Consider the following 15760-nt stretch of genomic DNA (forward strand, 5'->3'; position numbering starts at 1 on the left):
GCCGCTTAGCGGCGCGGTTGTGGGAACTTGTCGAAAATATTCGCAACAACCTGAGCCATTGCTTGGCGTGGCTCTTCTAAATCTTGTCTTTTTAACACGCCTTCAGCAACCCCTTCCCACACTAATTGCTTACGTGCCGCATCAACCACGTCGATATTGACGGTGCCAATTTTGTAACGCACGGTTTCTACCTCTTTTTGATAGTAAGGAAACGGGCTGTAAAAACCACGACGGTAGTGGTAATAGCTATAAGGCGCAAGCGCGGCAGAAGTGGTAGTGCGAATATCAGTGCGTTGCTCCACGTTCGAATTAAAATTGACTAATAACTGCGGGCTTTCTTCAGAGAAGCGATAACCGCGTGCAGTCATTTCAGCTGTGACCGCGGCTTTCAGATGTTGTGTCACCAGCGAAGTATAACCGCCCCGGTCAGTGGCTAACTCGGTCATAAAGCCAAAGGTTTGGTAATTAGCCAGGTTGGCATCGGGGGCTTGATCTGAGCGTACGGTAGGGCCAGTCGCGCAGGCACTAAGGAGCAGCAAACTGCCCGCTGTTACTAAAGTACGCCACATGGTTGAAAAAGATTGTCTGTTCATAAACACCTGCTTACCGTTACTGATACAAAGTATTTTACTGCAAAATGCCCAAGTGCGATCAGCACTTAGCATCGACTGGATCTGGCATTATCTGCACAGGGTATGACTGTTAAAACTACTTAAAGGTTCCTATTATAGCGAATTGCGCCATAATACTGAGCCATAGTTATCATACACTGCGCCGACCTTGGCGTAAGGCATGGTGCAAAAATATTTCGAGGCCAACATGCGGTCAGTGTAAATAGTCGAATATTCTCGCCGATGCTTGCAACATCGATCGCTAACATTAGGCTATAATCGACAACTCACTTAACCACGCTGTCTTTGTCAGTACCCTTAGCAGGATCTTTATGAATCAAAAAGCGAATAACTTTCAATTAATGCGCGAATTATCGTTATATCAACAAGCCGCGATTGCCGCGACGTTAATGGAAAGAATGTTACCGAACTATCAGTTGTTTGCTGAAGTAAGCGAGTTTGGTGACAGCAAGTTGTTACGCAATATTTTAGATCTGTGCTGGGAATGGTTAACGGTAAAAAAAGTTAAAATTAACTTTGAGCGTTTAGCGGAAGAGCTCGAGTTGGTGACGCCAGAAGTGAATCATTTTGATATGTTCGGTGTTTATCCGGCGGTTGATTGCGCCACGGCGTTAGATATGATGTTAAATGGTATTTGTCAGCTAGATGCCGCAGAGTTTCTCAATGTCGCTAAAATTTCGCAAGCGACAGTGGCGCGTTTAATTGAATACAACACGGTTGATGAAGATATTACTACCGAAGCCGAGTTGAAGAAGATTGTGCGTGAAGATCCGCTAATGTGCTATGAAATGGAGTGTTTAGCTGAGCTTATCGCGTTAGTAACACCGATGACCGTGATAGGTCGTGAGCAAATGCAAAGCCTTAAGGCCTGGGTAAAAGAGCAGGGGCTGACCAACCTAGCGATGGAATTGCCCCAAAATCCTTCATCAGCCTCTTAACCATAAGCGATACGCTAACTGACCGGCGATATTCTCTTTTAATAAGCGCCAATTCGCCGGTATGCTTTCTAATGTCAGTTCCTTTTCTGTTTCCAGATAAATCAGCGCATTTTCAGCCAACCAACCTTGTTGTTCTAATGCTGCACAGCATGGCTGCGCTAAATTCTGGCGAAAGGGTGGGTCAATCAACACTAAATTATATTGGCGTAGCGCCGGGCGCTGTAACCACAATAAACAATCTTGATTTAACACCTCAGCGTTGCTGGCGTCGAGCTGGCGTAAATGCTGCTGTAATTGTTTAGCCAAGTTGGGCGCCTTTTCAACTAAGGTTACAAAGGCCGCATGCCGCGATAGGGCTTCTAAACCTAAACTGCCACTGCCGGCGAAACAATCTAGCACAGTGCTTTGTGCAGTATCGTGCATCAACCAGTTAAATAGCGTTTCTTTTACTCGATCGGTGGTTGGGCGCAAACCCAGAGCATCGGCTACCGGCAGCTTTTTACCGCGCCATTTGCCACTGATAATTCTGACAAAGCCAGGTTGTGCTGCCTTAGCCGCATGCGTTTTCAGTTGTTTCATCTATTGCATTTTGCCTTGCTGATAAAGGTGTTAGTATAAAGCCAATTTTATCCTAGTTTTCCGACTCTGACACAAAAGCATATGACAAAACAAAATAAACTCTTCTCCTGGTTAGGTTTTGGTAAGAAAAATAACCCACCGGCCGATGCCCCTGCGGCGGATACCAACAAAAACGATGCAACGCCTGCGGCAGTTGAACCTGCTGCTGAGCCTTTGGTAACGCTAACCCAGCCTAACGCAGATAAATCACCAGAGACGGCTGCTGCAGAGCCTGCCGTAACGGATGCCACTCCAGCATCTGATGTGCAAGTACTGTCAGAACCCACTGCTGTGACGGCGGCGTTAAAACCAGCAGAGAGCGTCGCAGAGCCAACGCCTGTCGAAGCCGCTCCTGTAAAATCTGCCGAGGTTGAGCAAGCAGCCACGAAACCTCATGCCGAGGTGGAGACTTCAAGCCAGCATGCTGCAGTTTCACCTGATGTTGCAGTCAGCGGTGAAAACAATGCAGAGCCCATCGCTGCCGCACAGACACAGAAAAAACCGGGCTTTTTCACACGCTTAAAACAAGGCTTAGCAAAAACCAGCCAAAACCTCGGCGCCGGTTTAGCGGGTTTGTTTGTCGGTAAGAAAATCGATGAAGAGTTGTACGAAGAATTAGAAACGCAGCTATTACTGGCTGATGTGGGCATGGACACGACACAAAAGCTGATTAAACAACTCACTACACATGCCGATCGCAAAGCATTAAAAGATGCGGGTTTATTATTTGATAAACTGCAACTGGATATGGCAACGTTATTACACGATGTGGAACAGCCTTTAATCCCAGAAAACAGCAGTGGCCCCTTTGTTATTTTAATGGTTGGCGTTAACGGTGTGGGTAAAACCACCACTATCGGAAAAATGGCACAGCAATTTAAACAGCAAGGTAAGAGCGTAATGTTAGCCGCTGGTGATACCTTTCGCGCCGCTGCGGTAGAGCAATTGCAAGTGTGGGGAGAGCGTAACAAGATCCCCGTTATTGCACAGCATACCGGTGCCGACAGTGCCTCTGTTATTTTTGATGCTTATCAAGCGGCTAAAGCACGTAAAGTGGATATTTTAATCGCTGATACTGCAGGGCGTTTACAAAACAAAGCGCACTTAATGGAAGAGTTGAAGAAAATCGTACGCGTGCTGCAAAAAATTGATGTGCAGGCACCACATGAAGTGATGCTAACGTTAGATGCTGGCACCGGCCAAAATGCGCTAAGCCAAGCCAAGTTATTTAATGAGGCTGTGCCGCTAACGGGCATTAGTTTAACTAAGCTAGATGGCACAGCCAAAGGCGGGGTGATTTTCGCAATTGCGGATCAGTTTAAAGTGCCGATCCGTTTTATCGGTGTAGGCGAAGCCATTGATGACTTGCGGCAGTTTGCAGCTAAAGATTTTATCCGGGCGTTATTTAATAAGGACTAAACCTCATGTTGCAGTTTGATCATGTCAGCAAAAGTTATCCCGGCGGTTTTGTGGCGCTTGAGCGTATCAATTTCCGCATCGCCAAAGGCGAAATGGTGTTTTTAACCGGCCATTCTGGTGCGGGTAAAAGTACCATTTTAAAGCTGATTAGCATGATCGAGCGCCCTAGCACCGGGCGGGTGATGATCAATAATATTGATTTAAGCCGTTTAAAGCGCAGCCAAGTTCCTTATGTTCGCCGTGATGTAGGTATTATTTTCCAGAACCACCGCTTATTAATGAATCATACCGTTTTTGATAATGTCGCCTTACCCTTAGTTATCGAAGGCTTTACGGGCAAAGAGATGGTTAAACGTGTGCATGCCGCTCTCGATAAAGTAGGGCTGTTAGATAAGCAACGTTGTTTGCCTGAAACCTTATCAGGCGGTGAGCAACAACGTGTCGGCATTGCTCGGGCGGTAGTAAATAAGCCGCCGCTGTTACTCGCAGACGAGCCTACCGGTAACCTTGATCCCGAATTATCACGCGATATTATGCAAGTCTTTGAAGCTTTTAATCAGGTTGGTGTGTCTGTATTGGTAGCAACCCACGATTTGGGGCTGATTGCGCGAATGCGTTATCGTACTTTGACCTTAAAGCAAGGGCGCATGATCAACGATGATCTGAACCCAACGAGGATTCAAGTATGAGTATTTTGTTCAGTGGCCGCGCTACGGGAGCGAAGGCTAACCGTATTAGCTTGGTGCGCCGTTTTCTGATGTTTTTTGTGCATCATATCCGCCAAGCTTTAAGTAGCTTAGGTGAGTTATGGCGTACGCCTGCGGCTTCGTTTTTAACCATTATTGTGCTGGGGCTCAGTTTAACCTTACCGGTTACGTTGCACTTATTGGTCAAGAACGCCCAGCAAATCAGTAATAGCTTTGCTAAAGCTGCTGAAATTAATTTATTTATTCGGGAGGACGCATCGGCGGCGCAAATTCAAAGCCTGCAAACTATTTTAAAAGCCGACCCACAGATCACCGCGGTTAGGCATATCAATAAAGCCGATGCGATGGCTGAATTTCAAGCCGCCTCTAGCTTTGGTGAAGCCCTGAATTACCTGACAGAAAATCCGTTGCCAGATGTGTTAGTGGTTATGCCCGCGAACACTGAGCCTGCGGCAGCGCGGGCCTTAATGCAACAATTAGCGGCTGAGCGCATCGTTGAGTTCGCTAAACTGGATTTGGAGTGGCTAACCCGCTTAGAAGCGGTGGTGCGCTTGATGCAGCAAGCCGTGATTGCCATCGCATTACTTTTACTCAGCGCAGTTCTGTTTATTGTGAGTAATACTATTCGTTTATCGATTATCAGCAAACAAGCTGAAATTGAAGTGATGAAATTGGTCGGCGCCACTGATAGTTTTATTCAGCGCCCCTTTTTATACACGGGTTTATGGTTTGGTGTGCTAGGCGGCTTATTAGCGTTTTTGGTTTCTGAAACCTTGCTTTGGGGGTTACGGGGAGCCATCAGTGATATCACCAGTCTTTATCAGAGCGACTTTCAATTACAGGCGATGAATCTATACGAATTTTTCGGTGTTATTTTACTGGCGGTATCCTTAGGTGTTGGCGGTTCTTACCTTTCGGTACGCCGACATATTCGGGCGATTGAGCCATCTGGCCCATAGTACTAAAAGTGCTTAAAAAGTTATTAGTTATAAAAAGCAGATCTTAAAAAAGCTGATCTAGGATTAGCACTCTCTCGTAAAGAGTGCTAATATCTTCCCATAGTTTGTTTTAAGGATGCGCAAAACCATGACACAATCAGCTTATATGCCACTTTCTGTAGCTGCCAGCGGTAGTCTGGAAGCCTACACTCATTCTGTTAGTTCAATTCCAATGCTAACGGCTGAGCAAGAGCGCCATCTGGCAGAGCGTCTTCATGAAGACGGCGATTTAGAAGCTGCCCGTCAACTTATTATGTCTCACCTACGCTTTGTAGTGCACATTGCGCGTAGCTATTCAGGATATGGTTTACCGGTAAGTGATTTAATTCAAGAAGGCAATATTGGCCTGATGAAAGCCGTTAAGCGTTTTGATCCTGCAGTAGGCGTACGCTTAGTGTCTTTTGCTGTGCACTGGATTAAAGCCGAAATTCATGAATATGTGCTGAAAAACTGGCGCATTGTGAAAATTGCCACTACCAAAGCCCAGCGTAAATTATTTTTTAACCTGCGCAAATCGAAAAAGCATCTGGGTTGGTTTAACCAAGACGAAGTAAAAAACGTTGCTGAGTCGCTAGGGGTAGCCGAGCACGAAGTGCGTGAAATGGAATCTCGTATGAGTAACTACGATATGCCGTTTGATGCCCCTGATGAAGATGATGATAGTAGTTACACGGCACCGGTGTATTATCTGCAAGATAAAAGTTCTGATCTGGCCGAGCAAGTTGCCGATGAACAGTGGGATACTGCCGCAGTGGATCGTTTACAGGCGGCTATGCGCACTCTTGATGACCGTAGCCAAGATATCGTGCGCGCACGTTGGTTAGACAATCAAAAACTCACTCTGCAAGAGTTAGCTGAGCGTTATCAAGTATCTGCTGAGCGAGTTCGCCAGCTAGAGAAAAACGCCATGAAAAAGCTGCATCAAGCTTTAGTTAGTTAAGTTTTTTGTGCTGTAAAGCAGCACTAAAAAGATAAACCCGCGATAATCACTGAGTTATGCGCGGGTTTTTTATTAATTAATTATCTGGTTCATTATTAAGCCTTTTCGCCGTTGGCGAGTAACTTTCTTTTGTTTCGCCAAAAGAAAGTCACCAAAGATATTACAGGCTCACGTTGCGGCAAAGCCCGTTAAATTTTGCCCACCCAATGCGACGAGGTAACTCGCTCGGCGCTACCGCTTCTCACTCAAACACCCCTCGTCTTAACACCTTGAGCGCGCAAACTTGCTCGGCTTACAACGTAATGGGATTAACAGCATAGACACTTCGGATTGATGCGGGCGACAACAGCGAAGTAAACTTTGGCTGGAGACGTCTTTTTCAGGGATGAAAAAGAGGAGCGTACAAGGATGTATTTAAAGCGTGCTCCAGCCGAAGCTTTACGCAGCGTTTAACGTTTTCGCCGTTGGCGAGTAACTTGCTTTTGTTTCGCCAAAAGAAAGTCACCAAAGATATTACAGGCTCACGTTGCGGCAACGCCCGTTAAATTTTGCCCACCCAAGGCGACGAGGTAACTCGCTCGGCGCTACCTCGCCTCGTTCAAACACCCCTCGTCTTAACACCTAAGGCGCGCAAACTTGCTCGGCTTACAACGTTATGGGCGAATAATTAAAGGGTGTTTTCAAAGACCCTATCGTTAAAAGTGGTGTTAACAGCAAAATATGATGAGTGGATTTAATGACCAATTTAAAAACGTTTTTCAGTATTTATAGATCATTCACATGGCTTTTTTAGTTCGGTTTCTAACCATGCCAGCAGCATTTTGCCATCTTTATTAATTCGAATGGGCATGGTTAACTCTTTAGGGTGATATCGGATTCCGGCATTCACAAAAATACTGTTTTCAACAATTGCCACTGCCTTACAGCCTGCATTTTGCAGTTTGACGTAACTTGACATCATTTCTACGATAGCATTATGGACAATACCTGCAGATTCTTCAGGGTTTTGGAACAGTACCCACTCATCCATGCTCGATGCCAATACCAGAATATCATGGGTAAGTTTTCTCACCCCTTCGATGTTAAACCCTTGTGAGTAATCACAGAAAATAATCTGTCCATTGACCGACAGTGAATAATTACCATGCGCGGTGTCCATAAAAGTTACCCTACTGACGTTACGAAAAGGTTTACACAGCAATCGATTAATACATCATACAAGGTGCATAAAATTACCCATGTCAAATATAGAGCAGTTTGCTTGTAGCGTTAAAGCAACGCTCATCGATAAGGCGTTTATCATAGTACTTATCAGCAAAATTAAGTTTAGCTAGAGCACATCGGAGCGGCGCCGATAGCACCATGCTAGATATGACACTCGTAGCCCTCGGTAGAAACTTTCTTAACATTGCCTTGGCCGCAAGCTGCTATTGCCATTGTTGCATGCTTTTTCACTAATTCCGATGAGGTGAACGTGTCTTTGTTAAGGTGAGCGGCGCAACCATTAATGAAAACAAAAGTAGCCAAAACTATGCCTATTTTTAAAATATTATCTATTTTGTTCAAATCACTTTTCCTTGTAAAAAAACATAGCACTGTAACTTGTTGCTAGCCAAGCGACCGCAGGCCATGCATTTAAAACCACCTAATGTTTAGTATTTGATCCTAAATGACGATTCATCATGATTGCCTTATCTTAAGTTCAACCTTGCTAAGTTAAAGAAGACCCCATACCCACCCTCAGCGTGTAAACGTCAATGTTTTTGGGAGTAACAGTAATGAGTACTCTGTTCTAATGTACACAATACAGGGGATAACAATAACTGAAGGAGTCGAACCTTCGAGGCATGCCCCTACACCTCACCGTATTACAACTTAACCCAGTTGACGGGAAACATTCGCCCGAATACAAACCTATCGTACTTCTTTACTCGATCAAATCTTCAGTCCAGTTTAATGCTTGTATCCTTACGTCAAGCTCACGGAACTGCTTAGCAAAGTCGTCAGCCTGTTTCTGAATACTCTTGACGTCTACAGCAGGCATAAACTTGATCTCTAGCTTTTTATAACGATCTTGAGAAACGGTAGCCTGTTTGGCTAACTCTCTGTAGAGATCTCGCAAAGAAGCCAGCTGCTCTCGCTCGGCTAGGATGTCAGCCATTGTATTATTTTGCTCAAACTTCAAAACATTGTTTGTTTTATTTATTTTTTTTACCAATACAACTAGCTCTTTCGAAGCCTGATCTAACTCTAAAAGTAGCTCATTTGGATCTTCAGCAGGTTTTTCATCAACCTGGATCTTTGCATTCCTCAAGATCCGTTCTTTTAATTGGTTTACCTTTCTTTGTAAGTCGGCTCTGATACTTAATGCTTCTGCGAGTTTCAAATTTATCTCCTTAAAAGGCTAACGCTTTGCTATTTTGCTGCTGCAGCGAAGGCTGTCTAGTGAAAGCCACGCTTCTTTGGCCGAAACGAATTTATATGGATGCACCAAAAAATACAGACTCAATTCCACATCCTAACGTGATTTTCAATACCAACGCCTTTGAACCAGCTAACACAAGCGATGTATGCGCAAAAGCCAACTGTTATTCGTCTTGATTTAACAGCCTGTTAGGTTATTTTTTATATTTTTGAGAATTAGATTAACTACCGCAACTAGTGAGATTAACACTGTGATAGCCCAAATAAAGATGACCAAACCATAAATTGATGTATCGCCGTGTATTCCTTGAATATTGGTTGCAGATAAAAACACACCAACGATACTAACAGGAAGGACTATAAGACCAGCGATAGCATTGTAATATGCTACCTTTTCAAAATACGATTGATACTTTCTGTAACAAATTAGGCAACCAATATTGGCGCAAACAATAATAAACAAAATCAATTTAAGCATTAAACAAGTCCATTTAAATAATCAAAAATATAATTTTAATTAACCCATCAGGTCTTATGTTGATCTCTTAGTCGTATCTGCAAGGCCAAGTAAGTTTATACTTATAAGTTTACTTAAAGTAAACAACTTGAAAGGCATGCTAAGTATTTAATTCACTTAAAATTCACCATAATGCTGCTGACTCACCAGCGGCACACAGGCCAATAATCGCATTTAATAAAAATGAGGGTGCCTGAATGAGCTTATTTCAGGCCATAACTTGATTGCTGTTGTCTTGTGATAGCGTTGCTTGGGTTTAGTCGTCGCAGTAGCGACGAAAATCAGCGTAATACTGGCATTGTGCTTGAACATTCCATAGAACACGTTGGCGTTATGCGATATATTCAAGCAGCAAAAAATAAATACAGATAAAAACAGTTTTATTGCAGGGTGTGGCAACTTAACACCCGGTTGGCGCAAAGCGCGACCCACCACAACTCAAGTTCAGGTTAATTACATAATTATAAAAAAGGTTGTTTTATGGCTATACGCGGAGAGTTCTCATCGAGGATCGGCTTTGTGCTGGCAGCGTCAGGTTCAGCTGTTGGTTTGGGAAATATTTGGGGTTTCCCATCGCAGGTAGCCAGTAATGGCGGCGCCGCATTCGTTTTAATGTACCTACTATTAGCGTTTTTATTGGCATACCCAGTATTGATGGCAGAGTTATTAATTGGCCGTGCCACCAAGTCGAATGTGGTCGATGCCTTAGGTCAGGTATCGCGGGGTATTTCTGGCCGAGCAGTCGGGGTGATGGGTCTGATCACGGTATCACTGATTTTGGCGTTTTATGGCATTGTCGGTGGCTGGATGATTTCCTATGCGCTGGAAGCCGTCGCTAATATTGCTGGTTTAACTGACTTGGCTAAGTGGCTGGTCACCTTTTCGTTAGAGCGCAACCTGCTATTTTGTGCGTTCTTTATGTTGCTAACCGTGGGTATTGTCAGCGGCGGCGTGGTAGATGGTATCGAACGTTGGTCAGTTCGCTTAATGCCAACCTTGTTCGTCATTATGTTGTTGTTGTTTGCTTATGTTATGACGCAAGACGGCGCAATGGATGGTTTAAAAGTGTATCTGTTGCCTGACTTTGCCGAGGTGCTTAATCCTAACTTGCTGATCAGCGCGATGGGCCAAGCCTTCTTCTCCATGTCATTAGGGGTGGGTACTATGCTGATTTATGGCTCTTACGTGAGCCATAGTGAAAACTTACCGCGCTTAGGGGCGGCCGTATCCTTAATTGATATCGGTGTTGCGGTACTAGCAGGCTTAGTGATTATTCCTGCTATGTATGTAGCACTTAATAACGGAGTCGAAATTTTTAATGCAAGCGGTCAGTTGCTCGCTGAAGATACCTTAATTTTTACCGTGTTACCGTCACTGTTTAACACGATGGGCTTGGTCGGGTTGTTCGTTGGCCTAACGTTCTTCTTATTGATGTCGATTGCGGCCCTTACATCGTCTATTTCAATGTTAGAAGTACCGGTATCTTACGTGGTTGAACACCAAAAAGTGGCTCGTAAGAAAGCCGTATGGTTAGTCGCAGCGATTATTTTTATTGCTAGCGCGACTATTTTGCTGAATTTTGACAGTTTGTTTGGCTTCGTGATTACCCTAACTACGCGTTACAGCCAGCCACTGCTCGGTTTAATGCTGTGCATTTTTGCTGGCTGGATCTGGCATCGTAATGACATTTTACAAGACTTAAAAACCGCCGATGCGAATGCGGAATACAGTTGGTTCTGGCGCATTTGGCCATGGTATGTGAAATTCGTTTGTCCGCTGGTGATCGCGGTGATGTTTTACCGGTCGTTATAATGGCGATCTGCTAAGCTTATTTAACCAGGCCTAAGCCATTGCTTAGGCTTTTTTTAATGGAGCTTTTTTATGAATGTCGGCTGTTTTTCAATCAGTTTAGCGGTAAAAGATTTAGCGGTATCACAAGCATTTTATGAAAAGCTAGGTTTTACGGTGTATGCCGGTGAGCTGGCGCACCGTTTTCTTATTATGAAAAATGGCGACACCAATATTGGGCTGTTTCAAGGTATGTTTGAACACAACATCATGACCTTTAATCCGGGATGGGATCAACATGCGCAAGCGTTGTCCAGTTTTAGGGATGTGCGTCAAATTGCTGAGCAATTAACGGCGCAAGGCATCGAGCTTAGGCAACAGCAGTTGAAAAATGAACGTGGCCCAGGCAGTTTTGCAGTGACCGATCCTGATGGTAATACTATCTTGTTTGATCAACACGTTTAAACCGCAACAGACCATTCTGGCTGCACGTAGGCGTTAAGTGGGTAAACGGCGTTACTGCAGCGCATTGACGCCTTTAGGCTTGATAGCAGGGCGCGTGAAATGGGCTTTAGTTTATTCTTCAGGGCTATAACTTGCAGGCTCGGTAAAACCGGCAGCGATCACTTGATGACTTTCAGGTAACAGTGCGGAGATCCCAACTAATTCGATACCTTCTGCTTGTAGCTGCGGTAAGCGTTGTTGTAAAAAACGATAAGTCTCAGGGTAGGGGTGGCCGATAGCAATAGCGGTTTCATGGCGCCGGGCAATTTGCAGCAATTGCTTAAATTGCTTTTCTAGCGCTTGTTGGTTTTGTTCGTTATCCAAAAAGACATGCCGCGATAAAATGGTCACGTTGTATTGTTTCGCATAACGGCGTGCGGTGCTCTGCGGTGTGGTAAGGCTATCAATAAAAAATAGCTGACGTTGTTGCAAATATTCCATGGTCCACGCCATGGGTTGCTCTAAGGCAGTAAACAGGCTACCCATATGGTTATTAATACCAATCGCATAAGGAATATCAGCCAGCGCTTGTTGCAGCGTCAGTTGCACTTGCTGTTTCGACATTTCTTGCGTTAAGGCACCAGGGCCTAAACTGTTACGATGAGTGGCTTCCATCGGCATATGCAGCATCACGTCTTTTTGTAACATAAAGGCTTGTTCGGCCGCTTGTTTGCCATAAGGGGTATGCGGTAATACGGCGTAAGTTAGCTGATAGGGTAATTCGACCATTTTCAGATCGTTACGTTGATAGCCAATATCATCGATGATAATGGCAATGCGGGGTGCTGCTGCGGTAACCGAGCTCACACAAAGTAAAACAGCAGACAGCAACAAACTCAAACGCACGACAACACTTTCCTTTTTAATGCCGGGACTCCGACAGCTTTAACACTTTAATAGATTATGGCGAATAGTAAGCGTTAAAGATGATTTTAAACAGTTATTTATTGACGAGAAAGCCAGCTTAAGGGATTAACCGCTTCGCCTTTTTCGCGGATCTCGAAATATAACCCCGCGTCGGCTTGGCCACCACTGGCGCCGACCAATGCAATCGCTTCACCACTCGTTACCTGTGCTCCTGGTTGTTTTAACAGATTTTGATTATGGCCGTATAACGACATAAATCCTGCACCATGATCTAATACGATAACCCAGCCATAGCCTTTTAACCAATCAGCATAAATCACACGGCCATCGGCGATAGCTTGCACGTTACTGCCATTTATGCCGCGGATCAGGATGCCACGAGAGGGCATACCACCTTGCCGATTTTGCCCAAAACGTTGCAACAACTGACCTTTTAAAGGCCATGGAAAACGACCTTTACCACTGCTGAGGCCGCTCATATCTTTGTTCAGATCAGCAAGGCGGCGTAATTCGTTGATCGTATTTTGCAGGCTGCTTTCATTTTGGCGTAGGTAGCTAAGCTGATTGCCTTGTTGTTTCAGTAAGGCTTGTAATTGTTGAACTGAATCTTGTTGGCTGCTACGTGCACTTTGTAATTGTTGCTGCTGCTTTTCTAAGGCGCTTAATTCGCGGGCTAATAATTGCTGCTGCTCATCGAGTTTGGCCATAATATGGGCCAAATCTTGCGCCGTTTGATTGATCTTGGCTAATTGCCGAATGCGTGCTTGGTTAAAGTACTGATAGTAAGTCAGTACGCGCTCTAATTTGCCGGTATCTTGTTGATTCAACAGCAAACGAGAATAATCATGCTGCCCCATACTGTAAGCACTTTTTAATTGGGCGGCCAGTAGCGTTTGTTGTTCATTTAATTGTTGCTGCAATTTAGCTTGTTGTTTTTCTAGCTTAGCGCTTTCTTGTTCAAGCTGTTGTTTACGTTGGCTGGTTTGCCGAACTTTGCCTGAAGCCTCCGCCAGGGCTTTGTCTGCTTGTTGCAGTTTTTGCTCCGCTTGTTGCAATTGGCGTTGCTGCTGTTTTACTTGCTGTTCGGTACGCTTAATTTGATTTTGCAGTTGCTGTAATTCACGCTCGGCTTGCGGTTTTTGTTGCGCCTGCGCCGTGCTGAAAAACACACAGCAAAACACCAGCAGCCCAAGCTGCCAAATAATAAAGGGTGTCTTGCTGTGCGATGGTGGCATTTAGTTAACTTGCATCAACACTTTGCCGGTCATCTCATCTGGTTTTGGCATACCCATCAGATGCAGCATGGTCGGTGCAATATCACTGAGTACACCGCCTTCGATAACTTTAGCTTGACGCCCTACATAAATTAACGGCACTGGACCGCTGGTATGGGCGGTATGAGCTTGACCAGATTGCGGATCTTGCATCATTTCAGCGTTACCATGATCTGCGGTAATTAAGCATTCGCCACCGACTTCTTGCAAGGCGGCTACCACTCTGCCAATACAGCGATCAACGGCTTCAACGGCTTTAATTGCGGCACTCATAATACCGGTATGGCCAACCATATCGCCATTCGGATAATTACAAATGATCGCATCAAACTTACCGCTGTGAATGGCCGCGACCAGTTTGTCGGTTAATTCGGTTGAGTTCATTTCTGGCTGCAGATCGTAAGTCGCGACCTGCGGCGATGGAATTAAAATCCGCTCTTCGCCGTCAAAAAGGTCTTCACGTCCTCCGCTAAAGAAGAAGGTAACGTGCGCATATTTTTCCGTTTCAGAAATACGCAACTGCGTTTTTTGATGCTTGGCTAACCATTCGCCTAACACATTATTAAGGCTTTCTGGTGGATAAGCGACCGGCGCGGGAATATCGGCAGCATATTCGGTCAGCATGACAAAGCTGCTGAGTTTAGGCTGATGCTGGCGCACAAAACCATCGAAGTTGGCATCCACAAAGGCGTGGCTAAATTGTCTGGCCCGATCGGCGCGGAAATTCATAAAAATGAGGGCATCACCGTCTTGCATACTGATGGTTTGTTGATCGCCGGTGCGGATGGCAGAGGCTTTAACAAATTCATCGTTCTCATCGCGCTGATAAGCGGCGTCAAGTGCTGCAGAGGCACTATCATATTGATAAATACCTTTGCCTTGGGTTAGTAGGTCATAGGCTTGTTGCACACGGTCCCAGCGCTTGTCGCGGTCCATGGCATAGTAACGACCAATAATTGAAGCAATTTGTCCTTTACCCGAAGTGGCAAAGTGTTCTTCAAACACTTTGATTGAAGCCTCAGCACTGCGAGGAGGGGTATCGCGGCCATCTAAAAACGCATGCACATAGATGCGGCTGGCGCCTTGCTGTTCAGCCAACTTTACCATGGCCAGTAGGTGTTCTTCGTGGCTGTGCACACCACCGGGTGATAGCAGCCCCATAATATGCACCGCTTTCTCTGCGGCCACGGCTTTTTGCACCGCTGTTACTAAAGTGGGGTTTTCAAAGAAATCACCATCGGCAATGGCTTTGGTAATGCGAGTAAAGTCTTGATAAACAATACGGCCTGAACCTAAGTTAACGTGGCCCACTTCAGAATTGCCCATTTGCCCATCGGGCAAACCAACATCTAAACCCGAGCCTGAAATTAAACTGTGAGGGTAGTCTTGCCATAGTTTGTCCATCACCGGGGTATTAGCCTGAGCAATGGCGTTGTTGTCGGTTTGTTCGCGATAACCCCAACCGTCGAGAATTAATAAGACTAAAGGTTTTTTAGCTGGGTGCATACAAACTCCATGAACAAAATAGCAGGTAATGAGGATGAGCCATTATCTTACCGATTTTTTGTTAATTCTCCAGTGATCATTCGTTTTCTAACGCTTGCTGAGTGCTTTTAAACCGATTTTTAGCTGTGGATTTTATGTAAAATCGGTATACTCAGCGCTGTTTTGTTTTCAACGAGAAGAATATTGACGTTATGGATCAAGTTATCGAATTTATCAGCAATCATCCGCTGCTGAGCGGCGTTTGGGCATTATTGGTGGTGTTAATTGTGGGCAGCTGGATCAGTTCGTTGCTTTCTGCCATTAAGCCGGTGTCGCCAACCCAACTGACTTTAGCGGTAAACCGTGAAAATGCCGTAGTAGTCGATATCCGCACAGAAGCTGAATTTGCTAAAGGGCATATTACCGATGCCAAGCACCTAACGCAGGCACAAATTGATAAGCAACAGCTGGCAGGCCTTGAAAAGCAAAAAGATGCGCCCATTATTGTAGTATGTCAAACCGGCATGACCGCAAATCGAGCGGCATCAGCTCTGGCTAAGCAAGGCTTTACCAAAGTCTCTACGCTACAAGGTGGTATGAGTGCTTGGACAGGCGCTAGCTTACCCGTAGTGAAATCGAAGAGGTAATA

Annotated in this window: 16 protein-coding genes; 8 read left to right on the top strand and 8 right to left on the bottom strand. The window is 45.0% G+C overall.

Annotation, left to right across the window (positions count from 1 at the left end):
• Window positions 1-5: 5 nt before the first annotated feature.
• Window positions 6-593, bottom strand: a complete 588-nt coding sequence (locus JAO78_RS00625; protein ID WP_226749417.1) for a DUF4136 domain-containing protein — start codon at window positions 591-593, stop codon at window positions 6-8.
• 350 nt (window positions 594-943) lie between these two features.
• Between JAO78_RS00625 and JAO78_RS00630 the strand changes: the two genes are divergently transcribed.
• A complete protein-coding gene (locus tag JAO78_RS00630; protein ID WP_226749418.1) occupies window positions 944-1570 on the top strand; it encodes a YjaG family protein in 627 nt (208 codons plus the stop codon).
• On the opposite strand, the gene rsmD is transcribed toward JAO78_RS00630, so the two are convergent.
• Window positions 1559-2149 carry a 16S rRNA (guanine(966)-N(2))-methyltransferase RsmD gene (gene rsmD, locus JAO78_RS00635; RefSeq protein WP_226749419.1) on the bottom strand — a complete coding sequence of 197 codons (591 nt, stop codon included), beginning with the start codon at window positions 2147-2149 and terminating at the stop codon, window positions 1559-1561. The two genes, JAO78_RS00630 and rsmD, sit on opposite strands and share 12 nt — an antisense overlap.
• A gap of 81 nt (window positions 2150-2230) precedes the next feature.
• Between rsmD and ftsY the strand changes: the two genes are divergently transcribed.
• The 4 genes from ftsY to rpoH all read left to right on the top strand — a co-directional run bounded on the left by ftsY (window position 2231) and on the right by rpoH (window position 6252).
• Complete coding sequence (ftsY, locus tag JAO78_RS00640) at window positions 2231-3607, top strand: signal recognition particle-docking protein FtsY (protein ID WP_226749420.1); 1377 nt, start codon at window positions 2231-2233, stop codon at window positions 3605-3607.
• A 5-nt stretch (window positions 3608-3612) separates the two neighbouring features.
• Window positions 3613-4296 (top strand): cell division ATP-binding protein FtsE, encoded by a 684-nt coding sequence (gene ftsE / locus JAO78_RS00645; RefSeq protein ID WP_226749421.1) that lies wholly within the window; start codon window positions 3613-3615, stop codon window positions 4294-4296.
• Complete coding sequence (gene ftsX / locus JAO78_RS00650) at window positions 4293-5273, top strand: permease-like cell division protein FtsX (RefSeq protein WP_226749422.1); 981 nt, start codon at window positions 4293-4295, stop codon at window positions 5271-5273. The genes ftsE and ftsX overlap by 4 nt, the downstream gene beginning before the upstream one ends.
• Before the next feature lie 127 nt (window positions 5274-5400).
• Complete coding sequence (gene rpoH / locus JAO78_RS00655; protein ID WP_226749423.1) at window positions 5401-6252, top strand: RNA polymerase sigma factor RpoH; 852 nt, start codon at window positions 5401-5403, stop codon at window positions 6250-6252.
• Window positions 6253-7024: 772 nt separating this feature from the next.
• On the opposite strand, the gene JAO78_RS00660 is transcribed toward rpoH, so the two are convergent.
• From JAO78_RS00660 to JAO78_RS00670, 3 genes are all read right to left on the bottom strand, one after another.
• On the bottom strand, window positions 7025-7411 hold the full coding sequence (locus tag JAO78_RS00660) for a hypothetical protein (RefSeq protein WP_226749424.1): 387 nt from the start codon (window positions 7409-7411) through the stop codon (window positions 7025-7027).
• A gap of 768 nt (window positions 7412-8179) precedes the next feature.
• Complete coding sequence (locus tag JAO78_RS00665; protein ID WP_226749425.1) at window positions 8180-8638, bottom strand: DIP1984 family protein; 459 nt, start codon at window positions 8636-8638, stop codon at window positions 8180-8182.
• Window positions 8639-8854: 216 nt separating this feature from the next.
• The gene (locus tag JAO78_RS00670; protein WP_226749426.1) at window positions 8855-9154 is read right to left on the bottom strand and encodes a hypothetical protein; all 300 of its coding nucleotides are present in this window, start codon (window positions 9152-9154) and stop codon (window positions 8855-8857) included.
• A 519-nt stretch (window positions 9155-9673) separates the two neighbouring features.
• Here JAO78_RS00670 and JAO78_RS00675 point away from each other — a divergent pair.
• Entirely contained in the window at window positions 9674-11005 is a 1332-nt protein-coding gene (locus JAO78_RS00675; RefSeq protein ID WP_226749427.1) for a sodium-dependent transporter, read from the top strand.
• 69 nt (window positions 11006-11074) lie between these two features.
• Complete coding sequence (locus JAO78_RS00680; RefSeq protein WP_226749428.1) at window positions 11075-11446, top strand: VOC family protein; 372 nt, start codon at window positions 11075-11077, stop codon at window positions 11444-11446.
• Window positions 11447-11557: 111 nt separating this feature from the next.
• Here JAO78_RS00680 and JAO78_RS00685 read toward each other — a convergent pair whose 3' ends face one another.
• The 3 genes from JAO78_RS00685 to gpmM form a co-directional block, all read right to left on the bottom strand.
• Window positions 11558-12331: a divergent polysaccharide deacetylase family protein gene (locus tag JAO78_RS00685; RefSeq protein WP_226749429.1), complete on the bottom strand. Its 774-nt coding sequence runs from the start codon at window positions 12329-12331 to the stop codon at window positions 11558-11560.
• A 98-nt stretch (window positions 12332-12429) separates the two neighbouring features.
• On the bottom strand, window positions 12430-13587 hold the full coding sequence (locus JAO78_RS00690; protein ID WP_226749430.1) for a murein hydrolase activator EnvC family protein: 1158 nt from the start codon (window positions 13585-13587) through the stop codon (window positions 12430-12432).
• Window positions 13588-15132 (bottom strand): 2,3-bisphosphoglycerate-independent phosphoglycerate mutase, encoded by a 1545-nt coding sequence (gene gpmM, locus JAO78_RS00695; RefSeq protein ID WP_226749431.1) that lies wholly within the window; start codon window positions 15130-15132, stop codon window positions 13588-13590.
• A 191-nt stretch (window positions 15133-15323) separates the two neighbouring features.
• Between gpmM and JAO78_RS00700 the strand changes: the two genes are divergently transcribed.
• The gene (locus tag JAO78_RS00700; protein ID WP_226749432.1) at window positions 15324-15758 is read left to right on the top strand and encodes a rhodanese-like domain-containing protein; all 435 of its coding nucleotides are present in this window, start codon (window positions 15324-15326) and stop codon (window positions 15756-15758) included.
• Window positions 15759-15760 lie beyond the last annotated feature (2 nt).

The organism is Alishewanella maricola (genome assembly GCF_016343785.1).
Lineage (GTDB): Bacteria > Pseudomonadota > Gammaproteobacteria > Enterobacterales > Alteromonadaceae > Alishewanella > Alishewanella maricola.

What these genes read in the sequence shown, in the direction of transcription:
- rsmD (WP_226749419.1), bottom strand. Translation starts at nt 2,149, where the DNA reads ATGAAACAACTGAAAACGCATGCGGCTAAGGCAGCACAACCTGGCTTT.
- JAO78_RS00675 (WP_226749427.1), top strand. Translation starts at nt 9,674, where the DNA reads ATGGCTATACGCGGAGAGTTCTCATCGAGGATCGGCTTTGTGCTGGCA.
- ftsE (WP_226749421.1), top strand. Translation starts at nt 3,613, where the DNA reads ATGTTGCAGTTTGATCATGTCAGCAAAAGTTATCCCGGCGGTTTTGTG.
- ftsX (WP_226749422.1), top strand. Translation starts at nt 4,293, where the DNA reads ATGAGTATTTTGTTCAGTGGCCGCGCTACGGGAGCGAAGGCTAACCGT.
- JAO78_RS00630 (WP_226749418.1), top strand. Translation starts at nt 944, where the DNA reads ATGAATCAAAAAGCGAATAACTTTCAATTAATGCGCGAATTATCGTTA.
- JAO78_RS00700 (WP_226749432.1), top strand. Translation starts at nt 15,324, where the DNA reads ATGGATCAAGTTATCGAATTTATCAGCAATCATCCGCTGCTGAGCGGC.
- JAO78_RS00680 (WP_226749428.1), top strand. Translation starts at nt 11,075, where the DNA reads ATGAATGTCGGCTGTTTTTCAATCAGTTTAGCGGTAAAAGATTTAGCG.
- JAO78_RS00625 (WP_226749417.1), bottom strand. Translation starts at nt 593, where the DNA reads ATGAACAGACAATCTTTTTCAACCATGTGGCGTACTTTAGTAACAGCG.
- JAO78_RS00660 (WP_226749424.1), bottom strand. Translation starts at nt 7,411, where the DNA reads ATGGACACCGCGCATGGTAATTATTCACTGTCGGTCAATGGACAGATT.
- JAO78_RS00690 (WP_226749430.1), bottom strand. Translation starts at nt 13,587, where the DNA reads ATGCCACCATCGCACAGCAAGACACCCTTTATTATTTGGCAGCTTGGG.
- rpoH (WP_226749423.1), top strand. Translation starts at nt 5,401, where the DNA reads ATGACACAATCAGCTTATATGCCACTTTCTGTAGCTGCCAGCGGTAGT.
- ftsY (WP_226749420.1), top strand. Translation starts at nt 2,231, where the DNA reads ATGACAAAACAAAATAAACTCTTCTCCTGGTTAGGTTTTGGTAAGAAA.
- gpmM (WP_226749431.1), bottom strand. Translation starts at nt 15,132, where the DNA reads ATGCACCCAGCTAAAAAACCTTTAGTCTTATTAATTCTCGACGGTTGG.
- JAO78_RS00670 (WP_226749426.1), bottom strand. Translation starts at nt 9,154, where the DNA reads ATGCTTAAATTGATTTTGTTTATTATTGTTTGCGCCAATATTGGTTGC.